At 54.2% G+C, this 18303-nt stretch carries 14 protein-coding genes and 1 other RNA gene; 9 read left to right on the top strand and 6 right to left on the bottom strand.

Features of this window, described 5'->3' with window-relative positions; all coding sequences use genetic code 11:
• Nucleotides 1-45: 45 nt before the first annotated feature.
• Nucleotides 46-1539 carry a Fe-S cluster assembly protein SufB gene (gene sufB, locus WH279_RS14905; RefSeq protein ID WP_200643072.1) on the bottom strand — a complete coding sequence of 498 codons (1494 nt, stop codon included), beginning with the start codon at nt 1537-1539 and terminating at the stop codon, nt 46-48.
• Between the two features lie 5 nt (nt 1540-1544).
• Nucleotides 1545-1919, bottom strand: a complete 375-nt coding sequence (gene sufA, locus WH279_RS14900; RefSeq protein ID WP_133845281.1) for a Fe-S cluster assembly scaffold SufA — start codon at nt 1917-1919, stop codon at nt 1545-1547.
• 391 nt (nt 1920-2310) lie between these two features.
• Here sufA and WH279_RS14895 point away from each other — a divergent pair, with 391 nt between their 5' ends.
• A complete protein-coding gene (locus WH279_RS14895; protein ID WP_339457562.1) occupies nt 2311-2715 on the top strand; it encodes a hypothetical protein in 405 nt (134 codons plus the stop codon).
• Nucleotides 2716-2778: 63 nt separating this feature from the next.
• Here WH279_RS14895 and WH279_RS14890 read toward each other — a convergent pair whose 3' ends face one another.
• Both WH279_RS14890 and ydiJ read right to left on the bottom strand, forming a co-directional pair.
• The gene (locus WH279_RS14890) at nt 2779-3192 is read right to left on the bottom strand and encodes a hotdog fold thioesterase (RefSeq protein ID WP_200643071.1); all 414 of its coding nucleotides are present in this window, start codon (nt 3190-3192) and stop codon (nt 2779-2781) included.
• Nucleotides 3192-6248: a D-2-hydroxyglutarate dehydrogenase YdiJ gene (gene ydiJ, locus WH279_RS14885; protein WP_339457561.1), complete on the bottom strand. Its 3057-nt coding sequence runs from the start codon at nt 6246-6248 to the stop codon at nt 3192-3194. Before ydiJ ends, WH279_RS14890 begins: the two co-directional genes overlap by 1 nt.
• Nucleotides 6249-6489: 241 nt before the next feature.
• On the opposite strand from ydiJ, the gene ydiK reads away from it, so the two are divergent.
• Together ydiK and rprA are read left to right on the top strand one after the other, a co-directional pair.
• Entirely contained in the window at nt 6490-7614 is a 1125-nt protein-coding gene (gene ydiK, locus WH279_RS14880; protein WP_339457560.1) for an AI-2E family transporter YdiK, read from the top strand.
• Nucleotides 7615-7877: 263 nt separating this feature from the next.
• Nucleotides 7878-7981, top strand: an RNA gene (rprA, locus tag WH279_RS14875) — antisense sRNA RprA.
• Between the two features lie 133 nt (nt 7982-8114).
• Here the strand turns inward: rprA and ppsA are convergent.
• Nucleotides 8115-10493 carry a phosphoenolpyruvate synthase gene (gene ppsA / locus WH279_RS14870; protein WP_339457559.1) on the bottom strand — a complete coding sequence of 793 codons (2379 nt, stop codon included), beginning with the start codon at nt 10491-10493 and terminating at the stop codon, nt 8115-8117.
• 473 nt (nt 10494-10966) lie between these two features.
• Here ppsA and ppsR point away from each other — a divergent pair, with 473 nt between their 5' ends.
• The 6 genes from ppsR (at nt 10967) to WH279_RS14840 (ending at nt 16859) form a co-directional block, all read left to right on the top strand.
• A complete protein-coding gene (ppsR, locus tag WH279_RS14865) occupies nt 10967-11800 on the top strand; it encodes a posphoenolpyruvate synthetase regulatory kinase/phosphorylase PpsR (protein WP_200643068.1) in 834 nt (277 codons plus the stop codon).
• Between the two features lie 147 nt (nt 11801-11947).
• Nucleotides 11948-12994 (top strand): 3-deoxy-7-phosphoheptulonate synthase, encoded by a 1047-nt coding sequence (locus tag WH279_RS14860; RefSeq protein ID WP_339457558.1) that lies wholly within the window; start codon nt 11948-11950, stop codon nt 12992-12994.
• Nucleotides 12995-13242: 248 nt separating this feature from the next.
• Nucleotides 13243-14274, top strand: a complete 1032-nt coding sequence (locus WH279_RS14855; RefSeq protein ID WP_339457557.1) for a hemin-degrading factor — start codon at nt 13243-13245, stop codon at nt 14272-14274.
• Nucleotides 14271-15092, top strand: coding sequence for a heme/hemin ABC transporter substrate-binding protein (locus tag WH279_RS14850; RefSeq protein WP_339457556.1), 822 nt, complete (start codon nt 14271-14273; stop codon nt 15090-15092). Before WH279_RS14855 ends, WH279_RS14850 begins: the two co-directional genes overlap by 4 nt.
• Nucleotides 15089-16090 (top strand): FecCD family ABC transporter permease, encoded by a 1002-nt coding sequence (locus WH279_RS14845; RefSeq protein ID WP_339457555.1) that lies wholly within the window; start codon nt 15089-15091, stop codon nt 16088-16090. Before WH279_RS14850 ends, WH279_RS14845 begins: the two co-directional genes overlap by 4 nt.
• Nucleotides 16083-16859: a heme ABC transporter ATP-binding protein gene (locus tag WH279_RS14840; protein WP_339457554.1), complete on the top strand. Its 777-nt coding sequence runs from the start codon at nt 16083-16085 to the stop codon at nt 16857-16859. The genes WH279_RS14845 and WH279_RS14840 overlap by 8 nt, the downstream gene beginning before the upstream one ends.
• On the opposite strand, the gene WH279_RS14835 is transcribed toward WH279_RS14840, so the two are convergent.
• A complete protein-coding gene (locus WH279_RS14835; protein ID WP_339457553.1) occupies nt 16856-18295 on the bottom strand; it encodes a protein adenylyltransferase SelO in 1440 nt (479 codons plus the stop codon). The two genes, WH279_RS14840 and WH279_RS14835, sit on opposite strands and share 4 nt — an antisense overlap.
• Nucleotides 18296-18303: the final 8 nt, after the last annotated feature.

Here is an 18303-nt window from a genome sequence, read left to right as displayed (position 1 = left end):
TTCCTTCGTAGTGCTTTCCGGCACCATATCAATGCTGTGCGTAGGTTAGCCCACGCTGTGTTCGAGGCTGATAGCCAACAGTTTCTGCGCTTCCACTGCAAACTCCAGCGGCAGCTCTGAGAAGACATCCTTGCAGAAACCGTTAACAATCATAGAAATCGCATCGTCTTCGCTGATCCCACGTTGCAGGCAGTAGAACAGCTGATCTTCACCAATACGTGATGTGGTGGCCTCATGCTCTAACTGTGCGGTGTTATTACGCACTTCCACATACGGGAAGGTGTGCGCACCGCATTCCGCACCAATCAGCATCGAGTCACACTGGGTAAAGTTACGCGCATTGGTGGCGGTTGGCATGATTTTCACCAGGCCGCGATAGGTATTCTGGCTGGTGCCAGCAGAGATACCTTTAGAGATGATGGTTGACTTGGTATTTTTACCAATGTGGATCATCTTGGTGCCGGTATCAGCCTGCTGGCGTCCGCTGGTCAGCGCCACAGAGAAGAACTCACCAATCGAGTTATCGCCACGCAGGATCACACTCGGGTATTTCCAGGTGATCGCAGAACCCGTTTCCGACTGCGTCCAGGACATCTTGCTGTTCGCACCTTCACAGAGTGCACGCTTGGTCACAAAGTTCAGGATACCGCCCTCGGAATCGCCACCGGAGAACCAGTTTTGCACCGTGGAGTATTTCACTTCAGCATCTTTATGGATGATCACTTCCACCACCGCCGCATGCAGCTGGTAGGTGTCACGGACCGGCGCGGAACAGCCTTCGATGTAGCTCACGTAGCTGCCTTCATCGGCAATCAAAATGGTACGTTCGAACTGCCCAGTTTTCGCCGCGTTAATACGAAAATACGTCGACAGCTCCATCGGGCAGCGCACCCCTTTCGGGATGTACACGAAAGTACCGTCAGAAGCCACAGCCGAGTTCAACGCAGCGAAGAAGTTGTCATTTGCCGGAACAACGGTGCCCAGGTACTGTTGAACCAGCTCCGGGTGCTCGTGGATAGCTTCACCGAACGAACAGAAGATAATGCCCTCTTTCGCCAGCTTATCGCGATAGGTGGTCGATACGGAGACGGAGTCAAAGATCGCATCTACGGCCACTTCCTGGCCTTCACGTACCGGCACGCCTAACTGTTTAAAGGCGTCTTCCACTTCCTGCGTCAGGTAGTTTGGCGCATCGGTTGCTGAAGCCTGTGTCGCACCTGGCTCAGAAGCACAGCTATCATCACAGTTGCCGCAGGACGGTGCGGAGTAGTAGCTGTAATCCTGATAATCCAGCTTTTTGTAGTTGGCTTTCAGCCAGTGTGGCTCTTCCATTTCAAGCCACGCAGCGAAGGCCTTCAGGCGGAATTCCAGCATCCACTCAGGTTCGTTACGTTTAGCCGAGATTGCGCGCACCACATCTTCATTGATGCCGTGTTCAAATTCTTCGGTTTGCAATTGGGTAAAGAAGCCTTCTTTGTAGTTCTGAGGGCTGCCTTCCCAAACCTGTACATCGTCAGATGCTTCAGTATTACGAGACATAGGGTTCACTCAACGCCAAAGCTCTCACCACAGCCGCAGGCGTGTTGAGCTTTAGGGTTATTAAATTTGAAAATCTGGTTCAGGCCTTCGCGCACGAAATCAACTTCCGTACCGTCGATGTAGGGCATCGCCTGCAGGGGCACGAATAACAACGCGCCGTTATGGCTGAACACCAAATCATCCGCCGCCGATTCTTTCGCCATATCCATGGTGTAACCAAATCCGGCACAGCCAGAGGTTTTGACACCCAGCTTCAGGCCCTTAATCTCAGGGTCACCTGCGGCCAGATTGATGATTTGCTTTGCTGCGCTGTCAGTAAGCGTCAGCCCTTTCCAGATGTACTCATCCGGAGAAAAAGTGGCAGGATTTGCTGATTGCATAATTTACCTCGCGATACGATAGCCCTTCGGGCTAGTGCCCCTATGTTAGTGATTACCAGAATCACTTCAACCTCTTGTTTTGCAGGGATAAAGGACAAAAGGTGCTTTTAGGGAACTCTTGACTAAGTTTAGACCCTGTAAAAAAGATTGCGCTTTACCTGAAAGACGCATCGTCTCAAAAGATAAGCGTTTGAAAATAAGATGTTTATATTTTGTTATCTAAACCGAATACTTTATCTAACTCATTCTAGTTATTCACCGTGACGCGGTTATCGTTATCACCGATTTTTCTGAGAGGTGACGCGTATCAATAAAAATTCCCACGTTACGATTGAATAATATCGCAGTTATAATATGATAATGATTATCATTAGCGCGACTGGGACCCGTAATGAATCTGTCGATGAGTGCGTGGCTGCAACATAAAATTGATGAGTACACGTTTTCCGTACGTGATATCACCGTCGACTTTTACATGGCACAGGCTAAGTTAAACCGGCCCGAGTGTTCCATTGAACAACTGCGTAAGTTCAATGATACCTGCCTCGACATGGCCGAACTCTGCCAGCTAAATGGCGACGATCAGAGCTATCTTCACGCGATGGGAAAACTCCATCAACGACTGATTGTTGAGCTGAGCAATACCGCCCGCGAACGCCTGTTCCGGATGCAGGCCTGGCAACTGGCGCGCCACTCCCTGAGTCGCCTCTGTCATCAACTGGCAATGAATGGCGAATGGGATAAAGCAACCGTGTTGCAAAGCGAATTCGTTAAGCACGCGTCGTGGATAATGTAATCTTCAGAGTATTATACCGCGTGCCAGTGATGCGAAAAACCCCGCATTAAACGGGGTTATCGGTCAAATCACAGCAGTTGTGAGGCGGGACGTACAGCACAAGCGATTATTGTTGTCGAAAATTTCTATTTGCCACACCTGATGACGCCGTCCGAGATGCACAGAATGGCACACGCCACGCACCTCGCCTTCGCGGGCAGCCCGCAGATGATTCGCATTGATCTCCAGCCCGACCACCTGCTGTTCACCCTCGGTACAGAGATACCCTGCCATTGAGCCTAGCGTCTCCGCCAGCACCACCGATGCCCCGCCGTGCAGCAGACCAAACGGCTGGCGAGTACGCTGATCCACCGGCATCACCGCTTCAATTCGGTCCTCCGCCAGCACCGTAAAACGGATACCGATATGGTCTACCATCGTGTTTTGACTGCGCAGATTTAACTGCTCAAGCGTGGCTTCACGCTGCCAGATTGCCATTACAGGATCTCCAGTAATGCCTGCAGAGGATGGCGTATACCGCTACCTTCAATACGTTTAACCTGACTGCGGCAGGAATAGCCGGTCGACAGACAGCGCTGACGCGGCAGTTTTTGCAGGGCATTTTGCCAGGAGAGCGCATAAATCCCGAGCGAGTTTTCCAGATTTTTTGCTTCATGTCCGTAAGTCCCGGCCATGCCGCAGCAACCCACGCTGACATTTTCCAGCCTGGCGCCAAAGCGAGCAAAGATCGTTTCCCACTGTTTAATCGAGCCGGGCAGCGCAGTGACCTCGGTGCAGTGGCCAAACAGATACCAGGATTCACCTTGTGCTGCGGGCTGGGCATCACGCGTCGCCAGCGCAGTGTGCAACCATTCATGAACTAACTGCACATGGAAATCACCCCGTTTATCCCCCAGTACCTGTTTATACTCATCGCGGTAGCAGAGCACCAGCGCCGGATCGACCCCCACCAGCGGCATCTTCAACTGCGCCACACGATTGAGAACGTCGGCTGTTTTCTGTGCCGTACGCGCAAACTGTTGCAGGAAGCCCTTAATATGCTGCGCTTTGCCGTTCGGCGAGAACGGCAGCACCACGGCAGTGAAGCCCAGCTTCTCAATCAGTTGCACAAAGTCGGCCACCAGCTGCGCTTCGTAATAGCTGGTAAACGGATCCTGCACCACCAGCACAGACCGCGCACGCTGTTCAGCACTCATCTGTTCGAGATCTTCCAGCGTCGTGCCCAATGACCGATGACCGGCCAGCTGCTGCTTCAGCGTCGGTGATGACAATAGCGGCAGATCGACCATACCGATATGGCGCTTACTGAGTGATTTGACCCACGACTGACGCAGAAAGAAGTTAAAGGTCTTCGGCGCTTTTGCCATCAGTGGCGCATAGCTCTCTACCGTTGCGACCAGATAGTCGCTGGCGGGGCGCAGATAGCGCGTGTGATAAAGCTGCAAAAAGCGCGAACGAAAACCAGGGACATCAATTTTGATCGGACATTGAGTTGAACACGCTTTACAGGCCAGGCAGCCTGACATTGCGTCTTTCACCTCATGGGAAAAATCATACTGCCCGCGTTTGGCCTGCCAGCTGTTGCGGGTCCGCTGGATCATCCCGCGCAGACTAATCCCTTTAGACGGCAGTTGCTGCTCCAGCACCAGCGGGTCAACGCCCTGCTCGGCCAGCAAACGCAGCCATTCGCGCGTCAGCGTCGCACGCCCTTTCGGCGAATGCATGCGGTTGCTGGTGATCTTCATTGACGGGCACATCGGACTTTTCACGTCAAAGTTAAAGCATAAGCCGTTGCCGTTACACTCCATTGCGCCACGCCAGTCAGTCCGAACGTTAACCGGGATCTGGCGATCGTACGTACCACGTTTTACTGCATCGACTTTGAGCATCGGGTCGTCCACGCCCAGCGGTGCACAGATTTTACCCGGATTCAGACGGTTGGCAGGGTCGAAGGCGGCTTTAATGCGGCGCAATTCGTTATACAGCACCTCGCCAAAGAACGCCGGACTGTACTCCGCGCGGAACCCTTTCCCGTGCTCACCCCACAGCAGACCGCCGTAACGCGCTGTCAGGGCCACAACTTCATCAGAGATCTGCTTCATCAGCATCTCCTGCTGCGGATCGCACATATCCAGCGCAGGGCGCACATGCAGCACCCCGGCATCCACATGGCCAAACATGCCATAGCTGAGGTTATGCCCGTCAAGCAGTGCACGGAAATCAACAATATAGTCAGCGAGGTTCTGCGGCGGCACGCAGGTGTCTTCTACAAACGGAATCGGCTTGGCACGCCCTTTGGCATTCCCCAACAGCCCCACGGCTTTTTTACGCATCCCGTAGATGCGCTCAATACCGGAAACGTCATCACAGAGCTGGTAGCCAATGACCCCGCCCTCACGCAGTGACATCAACGTTTCAAGACGCTGGCACAGCGACGCCACCTGGCTGTCGATCAGGGCTTTATCGTTGCCAGCGAACTCCACCATATTCAGGCCAAGCATCTCTTTGTCCGGCACATCAGTAATCAGTTCACTGACGGAGTGCCAGACAATGTCTTCACGGGCAAGGTTCAGTACCTTCGAATCAACGGTTTCGACCGACAGCGCTTTGGCCTCCACCATAAATGGCGCATTGCGCAGCGCAGAGTCAAAGGAGTCGTATTTGATGTTCACCAGCCGCCGCACTTTCGGGATCGGGGTGATATCCAGGGTAGCTTCAGCGATAAACGCCAGCGTGCCTTCAGCGCCGCATAAAATGCGCGTCAGATCGAGCTGTTGCAGATCGTCACTCAATACATGGCGCAGATCGTAACCGGTGAGAAAACGGTTAAGCTTAGGGAATTTTTCGATGATCACGTCACGCTGCTCACGACAGCGCTCCAGCACTACGCGATAGATATTGCCTTCCGCACCGGGTGCCTGCGCACGTATTTCCGCTTCGCTGACGGGCATCGCATACGTATCCAACACCTCTCCCCCCAGCAGGACCGCTTTCAGGCCCAGCACATGATCGGAGGTTTTGCCGTACACCAGCGATCCCTGCCCTGAGGCATCCGTGTTAATCATGCCGCCAAGCGTGGCGCGATTACTGGTGGACAGTTCCGGGGAGAAAAAGTAGCCAAAGGGTTTCAGATAATCATTGAGCTGATCTTTTATGACGCCAGCTTCAACTTTTACCCAACCCTCTTCGACATTGATATCCAGAATGCGCTTCATGTGACGCGACATATCCACCACAATGCCCTGATTCAGAGACTGGCCGTTGGTGCCGGTTCCGCCGCCGCGAGGCGCAAAGGTCAGTGAGCCGAAGCGACTATCCGCCGCAAGGCGCGCAATCAGTGCCACATCAGCCGTGGATCGGGGGAAAATAACCGCATCAGGCAACAGTTGATAGAGACTGTTGTCGGTGGACATAATCAGACGGTCGGCATAGCTTGTCGCTGTGTCGCCAGTAAAACCATCCTGTTTTAAGGCATCCAAAAAACTCAGCACCAACGGAACAAGACCCGGTGCCTGGGAAATCTGTGGGATCATTATCGGGTGACCAAAAAGTTATGTGAATCGTTTGCGTTGCTCAAATAGCGCAGTAATCCGTTTTATCACATTTTTTTATGACCTGCCGTTATTTCCAAAAACGAAGCAAAAGAATAACCTGTTGTTTCTGTCGCTAAATCGTTTCATACATCATGATTTAAACGTCAGGGTTAGCGTAACCGATGCGCCTGCGCTGATTTTAAGAGATAAATCGCATTTTACTTGAGGTCATTGTTAATCGATGAAGAACGCGCAAAAAGATTGGGACTTACCGCAAATCGTGTTTTCACTGCTGTTTATCAGCCTCACGATTGTCGCGTGTTTTTGGGTGGTTCAGCCGTTTATTCTGGGGTTTGCCTGGGCCAGCATGGTGGTGATTGCCACCTGGCCATTAATGATCAAAATTCAGGGTCTGCTATGGGGCCGCCGCGGGCTGGCAGTGCTGGTCATGACGCTGCTGCTGATTCTGGTATTTATTATTCCTGTAGCCGTACTGGTCAATAGCCTGATTGAAAACATCACGCCGCTGCTTGCCTGGCTCAGCTCGGGTCATCTGCAAATGCCGGATCTGCACTGGTTGCGCAGCATTCCCCTCGTCGGCAGAAAGCTCTATTCGGCTTATCACAATCTGTTAGCCGGCGGCGGGTCAGCGTTAATTACGCAGGTACAGCCTTATATTGGCCGCACCACCGGGTTCTTCTTTGCTCAGGCGGGCCACTTTGGGCGCTTTATGATGCATCTCGGTCTGATGCTGCTCTTTGCCGTGCTGCTGTTCTGGCGCGGTGAGCAGGTGGGGCACGGTATCCGTCATTTCGCCTTCCGTCTGGCGTCTCGTCGTGGGGATGCTGCCGTACTGTTGGCCGGTCAGGCTATCCGCGCGGTCGCCCTCGGCGTTGTCGTCACGGCGTTAGTGCAGGGCGTGCTGGGAGGGATTGGGCTGGCAATCTCCGGTATTCCTTATGCCACCATCCTGACGGTACTGATGATTCTCTCCTGCCTGGTCCAGCTTGGTCCGTTGATTGTGCTGGTACCCGCTATCATCTGGCTCTACTGGAGCGGAGACACCACCTGGGGCACAGTCCTGCTGGTCTGGAGCTGTGTGGTGGGTACCCTGGACAACGTGCTGCGACCGATGCTAATCCGTATGGGTGCTGACTTACCGATGATCCTGATTCTGTCAGGCGTGATTGGTGGCCTGATTGCCTTTGGTATGATCGGTCTGTTCATTGGCCCTGTCGTGCTGGCCGTCTCTTACCGCCTGGTGTCGGTCTGGGTACATGAGTCACCGGCACCGGAAGAAGACCCGCTGGCAGTGGTTGAAGAACTCGCCGAAATTGAAGCAGAAGCGCACCATCCGAAAGCATAATTCCCCCTTCGTTTGCAGTCAGTTCGCTGGCTGCAAACATTAGTGTCTGGAATATTTCCGCATCATAAATCCTGATTTTCATTAATAGAATTTATCACTAAATCCCATATTTCACGTTTTCCAGGCTTTGCATCGCTAAATTGCTGATATTTTACCCATCAATTTGGGTTAAAAATCGCCATTCGCATGGGGAAATATTATGAGTTTTAAACTAATAAGATGATTCTTAAAGACGCCATAAACGCGGTTGCATAGTATGGACTCAAGTTTGAAATCACCCCACTGGTTTCCGAACAAAATTATTTCCCTGAGTAAAGAATTGCTGTGTGTAGTCTTTGCCCATCCCCTGTGATGGGCTTTTTTTTGTCTGAAATTTGGCATAAAAAAAGGATAACCTCAGCGCGGTTATCCCTTGCATATCCCGGGCGTGGTATGCCACGCCTCTACGGATATCTGGTTAATCGAAGGGCCGGGCATGCCCGACCCGCAACCAACCGCGTTTACTTCTTCAACTCAGCCAGGCTCAGCCACGTCTGTACTACGGTATCCGGGTTCAGTGACAAACTGTCAATGCCCTCTTCCATCAGCCAGGCGGCAAAGTCTTCGTGGTCTGAAGGTCCCTGCCCGCAGATACCGACGTATTTTCCCTGCTTCTTCGCGGCGCGGATTGCCATCGACAACAGCGCTTTTACGGCATCATTACGCTCGTCAAACAGCTCGGATACCACACCGGAGTCGCGGTCCAGCCCCAGCGCCAGTTGGGTCATATCGTTTGAGCCAATTGAGAAGCCGTCAAAGTATTGCAGGAACTCGTCAGCCAGCAGCGCATTGGACGGGATCTCACACATCATGATGATCTTAAGCCCGTTTTCACCGCGCTTCAGTCCCTGGCGTTCCAGTTCCTCCACCACGGCTTTCGCCTGGGCTACGGTGCGCACAAACGGCACCATGATCTCCACGTTGGTCAGCCCCATATCGTTGCGTACACGCTTGACCGCCGCGCACTCCAGTGCAAAGCAGTCACGGAAGCTATCCGCCACATAGCGACCGGCGCCACGGAAGCCGAGCATCGGGTTCTCTTCTTCAGGTTCATAACGTTCGCCACCGACCAGATTGGCATATTCGTTAGTCTTGAAGTCTGAAAGACGCACAATCACGCGTTTCGGCGCAAATGCCGCCCCCAGTGTGGCAATCCCTTCGGTCAGGCGGCCAATATAAAACTCAATCGGGTCGTCAAACCCTTTCATCATGGCGCGGATCTGCTTCTGCAACTCCGGCGTCTGCTGGTCAAACTCCAGTAGTGCCTTCGGATGTACACCGATCATACGGTTGATAATGAACTCAAGGCGCGCGAGCCCCACCCCTTCATTCGGCAGGCAGGCAAAATCAAATGCACGATCGGGGTTACCCACGTTCATCATGATTTTCAGCGGCAGCGATGGCATTTCATCAACCTGCGAACTTTTGACCTCGAAGTCGAGCAGTTCATCATAGACATAGCCGGTGTCGCCTTCCGCACAGGACACCGTCACTTTGTGACCGTCTTTCAGGATATCGGTGGCATTACCGCACCCGACAACCGCCGGGATCCCCAGTTCACGGGCAATGATCGCCGCATGACAAGTTCGTCCACCGCGATTGGTGACAATGGCAGACGCCTTTTTCATGATCGGTTCCCAGTCAGGGTCGGTCATGTCGGTCACCAGCACGTCACCTTTTTCAATCCGGTTCATTTCACTGATGTCGTGAATGACTTTCACTTCACCGGCACCGATACGGTGACCGATGGCGCGCCCTTCAACCACCACCTTACCGTTGCCCTGAAGTGTGTAACGCTCCATCACTGAACCGTTAGAACGGACGGTTTCCGGACGAGCCTGTACGATAAACAGTTTGCCGGTGTGGCCATCCTTCGCCCACTCAATGTCCATCGGACGCTGGTAGTGTTTCTCAATCTGCACGGCCTGCGCCGCCAGGGCTTCCACTTCTTTGTCCGTCAGGGAGAAACGGTCACGCTCTGCTTCTGGCACGTCCTCGATCCTGACCTGCTCGCCATGCTCCTTCGAGTCTGCGTAGACCATGCGGATTTTCTTCGAACCCATATTACGGCGCACAATGGACGGGCGACCTGCGGCCAGCGTCGGTTTATGCACGTAAAACTCATCCGGGTTAACCGCGCCCTGCACCACCATCTCACCCAGGCCCAGCGCAGAGGTAATAAACACCACCTGATCGAAGCCGGATTCGGTATCAATAGTAAACATCACGCCAGCAGAGGCGAGGTCAGAGCGCACCATACGCTGCACCCCGGCGGAGAGAGCTACACCACGGTGATCGTATCCCTGATGCACACGGTACGAGATCGCCCGGTCGTTAAACAGGGAGGCATAGACATGCTTAACGGCAATCAGCACCGCATCATAACCCTGCACATTGAGGAAGGTTTCCTGCTGCCCGGCAAAGGAGGCATCCGGCATATCCTCTGCGGTGGCGGAAGAACGCACCGCAAACGATGCATCAGCATCATCGGCTGACAGCTGGTTGTACGCCTCGTGTATCGCCTGTTCCAGCTCTGGCGTAAACGGCGTTTCTACCACCCACTGACGGATCTGTTTACCCGCCTTCGCCAGCTCATCAACATCATCAATATCGGTCTTATCCAGCAGATCATAGATACGCTGATTGACGCCGCTTTGGTCGAGGAACAGGTTGAACGCTTCCGAGGTTGTCGCAAATCCGTTCGGCACTGATACACCCAACGATGACAAGTTAGTAATCATTTCACCCAGAGAGGCATTTTTTCCTCCCACCCGATCCACATCGTTCATGCCAAGCTGGTTATACCAGAGCACTAGCGGCAATTGGCCTTTATTGGACATTGAAGCAATCCTTGTAAGATTTAATTAAAAATATGAGGAGTACAGTAATGCTTCTTGAGACTGGCACAGTTAAGCTGGATTGATAAAGTGTTGAATCGTTCAAGCAGATGATTTTTTTATTTTTAAGATTTCTCCGCGTAATAAGACAACGTTGCGCAACAGGAAAAATAGAAAATATTGATAATAAACATAGGCTTGAAAATATATGAAAGATAAACCCTTATCGCAACTTGCGCAACAAAAAAGGATTCCATATTAGAATGGTTTTAATTGAAAGGGCGATAAAGATGAATAGTGAACAGAAACGTCATTTCATTTCATGATAAAAGTGCGATTCCTCTGATTTTATAAAAATAAAAAGTTCAAATCATTAGGTAATGGTTTTTTTATTTTGTTTTGTAGACTGAATCACGATTTGCTTTAACAGGGCAGATTAATTTAGTCTGCATTGCATACTCGCCAGCGGAGATAAAATGGACGTGAACGCCGAACGTAGTGTTTTTTATATTTCAGATGGCACCGCCATCACGGCCGAAGTATTAGGTCATGCGGTTCTGTCACAGTTCCCGGTGGCAACACAGAGTGTCACCCTGCCCTTTGTGGAAAACGTGCAGCGTGCTCAGGCCGTGAAAGCGCAGATAAATGCGCTCTACCAGCACAGCGGTGTGCGTCCGCTGGTGTTTATTTCGGTGATCTCTCCGGAGATCCGCGAGATCATTTTGCAAAGCGATGGCTTCTGCCAGGACATTGTTCAGTCGCTGGTCGCCCCGCTCCAGCAAGAGTTAGGCGTCGATCCTGCGCCTGTGGCGAACCGTACGCACGGTCTGACCGCCAACAATCTCGGCAAATATGATGCACGTATCGCCGCGATTGATTACACGCTGGCCCATGACGATGGTATCTCACTGCGTGGGCTCGAAGACGCGCAGGTGATCCTGCTGGGCGTTTCGCGCTGTGGCAAAACCCCCACCAGCCTTTATCTCGCCATGCAGTTCGGCATTCGCGCGGCTAACTATCCGTTTATCGCGGATGATATGGATAACCTGAAACTGCCCCCGGCATTAAAGCCCTTCCAGAATAAGTTGTTCGGGTTAACCATTGACCCGGAACGCCTGGCCGCCATCCGTCAGGAGCGGGCAGAAAACACCCGTTATGCGTCAATGCGCCAGTGCAGGCTGGAAGTGGGCGAAGTTGAAGCGCTGTTCCGTACCCATCAGATTCGCTACCTCAACAGTACTAATTATTCAGTGGAAGAGATCGCCACCAAAATCCTCGATATCATGGGTCTTACGCGTCGTATGTACTGATTTTTCCGTTTCCGGCTTTTTCCCAGAGAGCCGGAAATGCTATTCCCCTGCTGTTTTACGGTTGAAATCATCGCGGTTTGGTTTAAGGTGAACGCCATTACTTCCCGGTATTCCTGCCGTTGTGAAGACAAAATTTTAGAGATCGCCATGAACAAAACAGATGAACTGCGGACCGCGCGCATCGACAGCTTAGTGACGCCTGCAGAACTGCAGGCGCAGCTGCCGATTACTCCGGCCATTGTCGAAAACGTGACAACGTCACGAAAACGTATCGCCCGCATCCTGACCGGTGAAGACCCTCGCCTGCTGGTGGTGGTGGGCCCCTGCTCACTGCATGACCCGGTTGCCGCCCTGGAATACGCGCAACGTCTTAACGCGCTGCGTGAGAAATACCATGCACGTCTGGAAATCGTGATGCGCGCCTATTTTGAAAAACCGCGCACAGTGGTCGGCTGGAAGGGATTGATTTCTGACCCGGATCTCGATGGCAGTTTCCGCCTCAATCACGGGCTGGCGATAGCACGTAAACTGCTGCTGGATATCAATGCGCTGGGAATGCCGACAGCGACTGAATTTCTGGATATGGTGATCGGGCAGTTTATTGCCGACCTGATCAGTTGGGGTGCAATTGGGGCGCGCACCACGGAAAGCCAGATCCACCGCGAAATGGCTTCGGCACTCTCCTGCCCGGTGGGTTTCAAAAACGGCACCGATGGCAATACGCGCATCGCCGTGGATGCTATCCGTGCCGCCCGCGTCAGTCATATGTTCCTGTCGCCGGATAAACGCGGCCAGATGACCATCTATCAGACCAGCGGCAACCCTTCCGGGCATATCATTATGCGCGGTGGTAAAGCGCCAAACTACCACCCGGCGGACATTGCCGCCGCGGTCGCTCACCTGCGGGAATTCCACCTGCCGGAGCACCTGGTCATCGACTTCAGCCATGGGAACTGTCTCAAGCAGCATCGTTTACAGAAAGAGGTTTCCACCAGCGTGGCGCAGCAGATCCGCAACGGTTCGCGCGCCATTGCAGGGGTGATGATCGAAAGCTTCCTGCAGGAAGGCACGCAGAAAGTGACTCCGGAAACCCCGCTGGTCTATGGCCAGTCTATTACCGATCCCTGCCTCGGATGGGACGATACGGCCAGCGTCCTGCAACAGTTGGCGGATGCCGTCGATAGCCGCTTCTGACACCTCAGGCAGGCCCGCAACGGGCCTGCTTTCTTTTATACCCTAAATAATTCGAGCAGCTTCAAGGCGGCAATGGAAGGAATCCAACGCTGAAGCCGCTTGAAGTATGACGGGTATATGCCCTTCTTTATGCTAACTGTTACCTGAAGGTTAATTTCTGCTTGCACGCGGCCTTCTTTCATTGATAATGATTATCATTCTGATAATGAATACCCTTCCCTATTAGCGGCTCCGTGAGGACAACAGCAATGACTGCGCACTATCAACAATACAGCGAATTAAAAGAACAGCATCCGAAGAAATATGCGCGCGATCTGGCCGCGTTGATGGGGATCAGTGAAGCGGAACTGACCGCAGCGCGTGTCGGCCATCAGGCACAACCGTTACGCCCTGCCATGCGAGAACTGTTGCAGGCGCTGGAAGCCGTGGGTGAGACCAAATGTATCACCCGCAACGAATATGCCGTACACGAGCATTTGGGCGTTTTCAGCAATATTCATATCAATGAACATGCCGGCATCGTGCTGAATCCACGGGCACTGGATCTGCGCGTATTCGTTAATCAGTGGGCCAGCGTTTTTCACCTGCAGGAGATGACCGGTCACGGCGAACGTCAGAGCATTCAGTTCTTCGATCAGCACGGTGATGCGGTACTGAAAGTCTATGCCACCGAAAACACCCACTCTGAAGCCTGGCAGCAGCTCATTGCGGACTACCGTGTAGAACCGGCAGCCTCATTCAGTGTCACTCCGGCTGTGCCCGCCGCCTTTGCTGACGAAATCGACGGTGCCACGTTGGAAACGGAATGGCGGGCGATGACCGATGTGCATCAGTTCTTCCGTCTGCTGAAAAAGCATAACGCTTCACGCCAGCAGGCCTTCCACGCCGTCAGCGACGATCTGGCGCAGCAGGTCAGCAATCAGTCACTGGCCACGCTGCTGGAAACAGTACGTCAGGATGGCAACGAAATTATGATTTTCGTCGGTAACCGCGCCTGTGTGCAGATCTTTACGGGTCAGATTGAAAAGCTGATGCCCATGCACGGCTGGCTGAACATCTTCAACCCGGCTTTCACCCTGCATTTGCAGGATCAGCTGATTGCGGAGAGCTGGATCACCCGTAAGCCCACCGCTGACGGCATTGTCACCAGCCTGGAACTGTTTGCTGCCGACGGCACGCAGATTGCTCAACTGTACGGCCAGCGCAGCGAAGGCCAGCCAGAACAAACACAGTGGCGTGAGCAGTTAGCAGCACTCAGCGCGGAAGGTGCAACCGTATGAAATCACGCTTATTCGCTCTGATTGCTCTGCCGCTGGCCTTCCATGCTGCTGCAGCTGAGCGCATTGTCAGTATCGGTGGCGATGTCACCCAAATCATCTATGCGCTGGATGCGCAGCAGGAGCTGGTGGCGCGTGACAGCACCAGCCTGCACCCTGAAGTAGTCAAAAAACTGCCTGACGTCGGTTATATGCGTCAGTTAAATGCTGAGGGAATTCTGGCCCTCAAGCCGACGCTGGTCATCGCCAGTGAGCTGGCAAAACCGGCGCTGGCGTTGCAACAGGTTGAGCAGAATGGCGTGAAAGTGGTGGATGTCACCGGCAAGACAGACATTGCAGCCATCAATGAAAAGATCCAGACCATTGCCACTACCCTGCACCGTGAGGAAGCCGGCAAGGCGTTACAGGAAAAAGTCCGCAAGCAGCTGGCCAGCGTGCCGAAAAATCCTCTGCCCGTCAAAGTACTGTTTATTCTGGCACATCAGGGGATGGGAACGATGGCTGCCGGGCGCGATACCTCCGCCGATGCTGCCATCCGCGCAGCCGGTCTGCAAAATGCCATGTCCGGTATTCAGCGTTACCAACCGCTGTCCCAGGAAGGCGTGATCGCCAGTGCACCCCATCTGATTGTGGCAACCCGTGATGGCATCCACACGCTGGGCGGCGAAGATAATCTGTGGAAACTCCCGGGTATCGCATTGACTCCGGCGGGGAAAAATCAGCAACTGCTGGTGGTGGATGATATGGCCCTGCTGGGCTTTGGCATTGATACGCCTGCCGCAATCCTGAAACTTCGTCAGATCGCGGAAAGCCTGAAGTGAGGTCAGCGCGATCTCGCAGCTGGCTGGCCGCTTTAACGCTGATAATGCTGGTGCTGGGTGTCAGCGCCGCCAACATCGGCGCGATGGATTTGTCGCTGCCGATGCTGTGGGATGCGGGCAGGGACAGCAGCCTGTGGCAGATCTGGTACAGCATTCGCCTTCCGCGCGTGTTGCTGGCGGTAATGGTGGGGGGAGCGCTGGCACTCTCCGGCTGTGTGATGCAGGGGTTGTTCCGCAATCCGCTGGCGGACCCGGGTCTGCTCGGGATCAGCTGCGGTGCCGCGCTGGCAGTGGCCATCTCCATCGTGCTTTCATTTTCGCTGCCCGGTGTACTGAAACTGTATCAGCCTCTGCTGGCCGCCTTTATCGGAAGTCTGGCAGTAACGTTGGTGATTTTCCTGCTCAGTCGGCAAGGCCAGACGGGACTCAGCCGCCTGCTGCTGGTGGGCATCGCTATTAACGCACTGTGCAGTGCAGCGATTGGCGTGTTGTCATGGATAAGTAACGATCAGCAGCTGCGCCAGCTGTCATTATGGGCGATGGGCAGTCTCGGCCAGGCCCAGTGGCCTGTTGTGCTGGTTTGCGCCTCCGTGGTGCTGCCCTGCATGGTTCTGGTACAACGCCTGGCTACGCGTCTCAACCTGCTGCAACTCGGCGAAGAAGAGGCGCATTATCTGGGCGTTGATGTGCCACGTACCCAGCGCTATTTACTGGTGCTGAGTGCGTTTCTGGTGGCGTCTGCTGTCGCGGTCAGTGGCGTGGTGGGTTTTATTGGTCTGGTAGTACCGCATCTGATGCGCTTCTGCCTCGGTGGCGATCACCGCTGGCTGCTGCCCTCTTCACTGTTAAGCGGTGCCATCCTGTTACTGCTGGCCGATACCCTGGCACGCACAGTCGTGGCCCCGGCAGAGATGCCGGTCGGGCTGCTGACCAGCCTGATTGGCGGCCCCTGGTTCCTGTGGCTGATCCTGCGTCGTCGTGGAGGTCTCAATGGCTGATGCCCTGATTGCCAGTGGGTTGAGCTATCAGCTGGATACACGCTGGCTGATTGACGATATTTCACTGACCCTGCGCCCCGGCGAACTGGTGTCCTTGATTGGCCCGAACGGCGCGGGTAAATCCACGTTGCTGAGGCTGCTCACCGGGTTTCTCACACCGCAGCGGGGCAGCTGTGTATTGAATAACCAGCCGCTGGCCGCATGGTCTGCCGCACGGCTTTCGCAACAGCGTGCGGTCATGCGCCAGCAAAGCAGCATGGCATTTCCACTCAGTGTGGTGGAGGTGGTGGCGATGGGCCGCGCGCCCTGGCCTGGATCTGCGCAGCAGGTGGTGAAGGAAGTGATGACCCTGACGGGCTGTGACGGGCTGGCCGAACGCGACTATTTGCAACTTTCCGGCGGTGAACAGCAACGGGTGCAGCTTGCCCGCGCGCTGGCGCAGCTGTGGCGTGCGGATGGCCCTCAGGGCTGGTTGTTCCTCGATGAACCGACCTCAGCACTGGATCTCTACCACCAGCAGCATCTGTTGCGATTGCTGTCACAACTGACACAACAGTATCCGCTGAGCGTCTGTTGCGTCCTGCACGATCTCAACCTCGCTTCGTTGTGGTCCGATCGTGTTATGCTACTGGCCGGGGGGAAACTGGTGGCGGAGGGCAGCCCGGCACAGGTACTGGATGAGGCCACATTGACGCGCTGGTATCACGCCGATGTGATGGTCCACCCTCATCTTATTGAGGGTGTGCCTCAGGTGGCGCTGCGCCGCTAGCTGGAGCAGCTCACTTCCAGCTTCTTACCCCAGTCAGGCGGGCGACGCGTCAGGTCAGCAAACTCTGGTGCATCATCAAACGGCCGCAGCAGTGCATGATGAAGGCGTGCCAGCACGCTGACATCATCCTGTTCGGCCTGCTCAATCGCCTGTTGCGCCAGATAATTACGCAGCACCAGCGCCGGATTAGCCTGTTTCATGGCTTGCTGGCGCTGTTCATCACTCTGCTCATCCTGCAACAGACGCTGACGATAAACGTTGTACCAGCTATCAAACGCTTCACGGTCAATAAATTCATCACGCAGCGGCGAACGCGACTGCTGCTGTTCCACTGCGCTCAGTTGACGGAAGGTCCGCGTGTAATCGCTGTTCTCTTTGGTCATCAGTGACAGCAGGCCGGTCAAAATATTGTTGTCGTCTTTACCGGCCGTCAGCAGTCCCAGCTTGGCGCGCATTTTCTCACCCCAGCAACGCATCAGCTCGGTTTCATACAGCGCCAGGGCCTGTTTCAGCTGTTCAGTGCTCATCAACCCTGACAGCGCGTGCGCCAGACGATTCAGGTTCCACAGTCCGATCATCGGCTGATTCTCGAAACTGTAACGCCCCTGATGATCAGAATGGTTGCAGATAAACCCAGGCTGATAGTCATCGAGGAAACCGTAAGGACCATAATCCAGTGTCAGCCCGAGGATCGACATGTTGTCGGTGTTCATCACACCGTGAGCAAACCCCACGCTCTGCCAGCCCGCAATCAGGCGTGCCGTACGCTTCACCACATCGCTAAACCACAGCAGGTATTTATCCGGCTCCTGCTGCCATTGGGGCCAGTGATGAAGGATCGCATAATCTGCCAGTCGGGTGACCTGTTCCTGCAGCCCCTGATAGTAGAAATGCTCAAAATGGCCAAAACGCAGGTGGCTCTCGGCCACGCGCAGCAGCATCGCACCCGGTTCGGCGCTTTCGCGGTAGACCGGTTCATCGCTGGTGACCACCGTCAACGCACGCGATGTGGGGATCCCGAGGGCATGCATTGCCTCAGAAGCGAGAAACTCTCGCAGTGTGGAGCGCAGCACCGCGCGGCCATCCCCCATGCGTGAATAGGGCGTTAACCCTGCCCCTTTCAGATGCCAGTCGAACTTGCGCCCGTCAGGCAGTTGCTGTTCGCCCAGCAGCAGACCGCGCCCGTCACCCAACTGCCCCGCCCAGACACCAAACTGATGACCGCTATAAACCTGCGCCAGAGGCTGCATGCCGTCCATCAGCGTTTCACCGCTCCACAGGTCGACATTTTCTGCGTCAAACAGGCGGCTATCCAGACCCAGCTCCTGCGCCAGTGGCGCACTGTGATAGAGCAGACGAGGATTTTTTAACGGCGTCGGTTCAAGAGCCGTGTAAAAACCACTCAGCTCCTGGTACCAGGTATTATTGAATTGCATGGCGCCTC

The sequence above is a fragment of the Erwinia sp. MYb375 genome, assembly GCF_037479175.1.
GTDB classification, from domain to species: Bacteria; Pseudomonadota; Gammaproteobacteria; order Enterobacterales; family Enterobacteriaceae; genus Erwinia; species Erwinia rhapontici.
Note: the sequence above shows the minus strand (reverse complement) of the source record. Positions and strands in the feature narration are given on the sequence as shown.

What these genes read in the sequence shown, in the direction of transcription:
- WH279_RS14860 (WP_339457558.1), top strand. Translation starts at nt 11,948, where the DNA reads ATGAACAAAACAGATGAACTGCGGACCGCGCGCATCGACAGCTTAGTG.
- WH279_RS14835 (WP_339457553.1), bottom strand. Translation starts at nt 18,295, where the DNA reads ATGCAATTCAATAATACCTGGTACCAGGAGCTGAGTGGTTTTTACACG.
- sufA (WP_133845281.1), bottom strand. Translation starts at nt 1,919, where the DNA reads ATGCAATCAGCAAATCCTGCCACTTTTTCTCCGGATGAGTACATCTGG.
- ydiJ (WP_339457561.1), bottom strand. Translation starts at nt 6,248, where the DNA reads ATGATCCCACAGATTTCCCAGGCACCGGGTCTTGTTCCGTTGGTGCTG.
- WH279_RS14855 (WP_339457557.1), top strand. Translation starts at nt 13,243, where the DNA reads ATGACTGCGCACTATCAACAATACAGCGAATTAAAAGAACAGCATCCG.
- ppsA (WP_339457559.1), bottom strand. Translation starts at nt 10,493, where the DNA reads ATGTCCAATAAAGGCCAATTGCCGCTAGTGCTCTGGTATAACCAGCTT.
- sufB (WP_200643072.1), bottom strand. Translation starts at nt 1,539, where the DNA reads ATGTCTCGTAATACTGAAGCATCTGACGATGTACAGGTTTGGGAAGGC.
- WH279_RS14840 (WP_339457554.1), top strand. Translation starts at nt 16,083, where the DNA reads ATGGCTGATGCCCTGATTGCCAGTGGGTTGAGCTATCAGCTGGATACA.
- ppsR (WP_200643068.1), top strand. Translation starts at nt 10,967, where the DNA reads ATGGACGTGAACGCCGAACGTAGTGTTTTTTATATTTCAGATGGCACC.
- WH279_RS14890 (WP_200643071.1), bottom strand. Translation starts at nt 3,192, where the DNA reads ATGGCAATCTGGCAGCGTGAAGCCACGCTTGAGCAGTTAAATCTGCGC.
- ydiK (WP_339457560.1), top strand. Translation starts at nt 6,490, where the DNA reads ATGAAGAACGCGCAAAAAGATTGGGACTTACCGCAAATCGTGTTTTCA.
- WH279_RS14850 (WP_339457556.1), top strand. Translation starts at nt 14,271, where the DNA reads ATGAAATCACGCTTATTCGCTCTGATTGCTCTGCCGCTGGCCTTCCAT.
- WH279_RS14895 (WP_339457562.1), top strand. Translation starts at nt 2,311, where the DNA reads ATGAATCTGTCGATGAGTGCGTGGCTGCAACATAAAATTGATGAGTAC.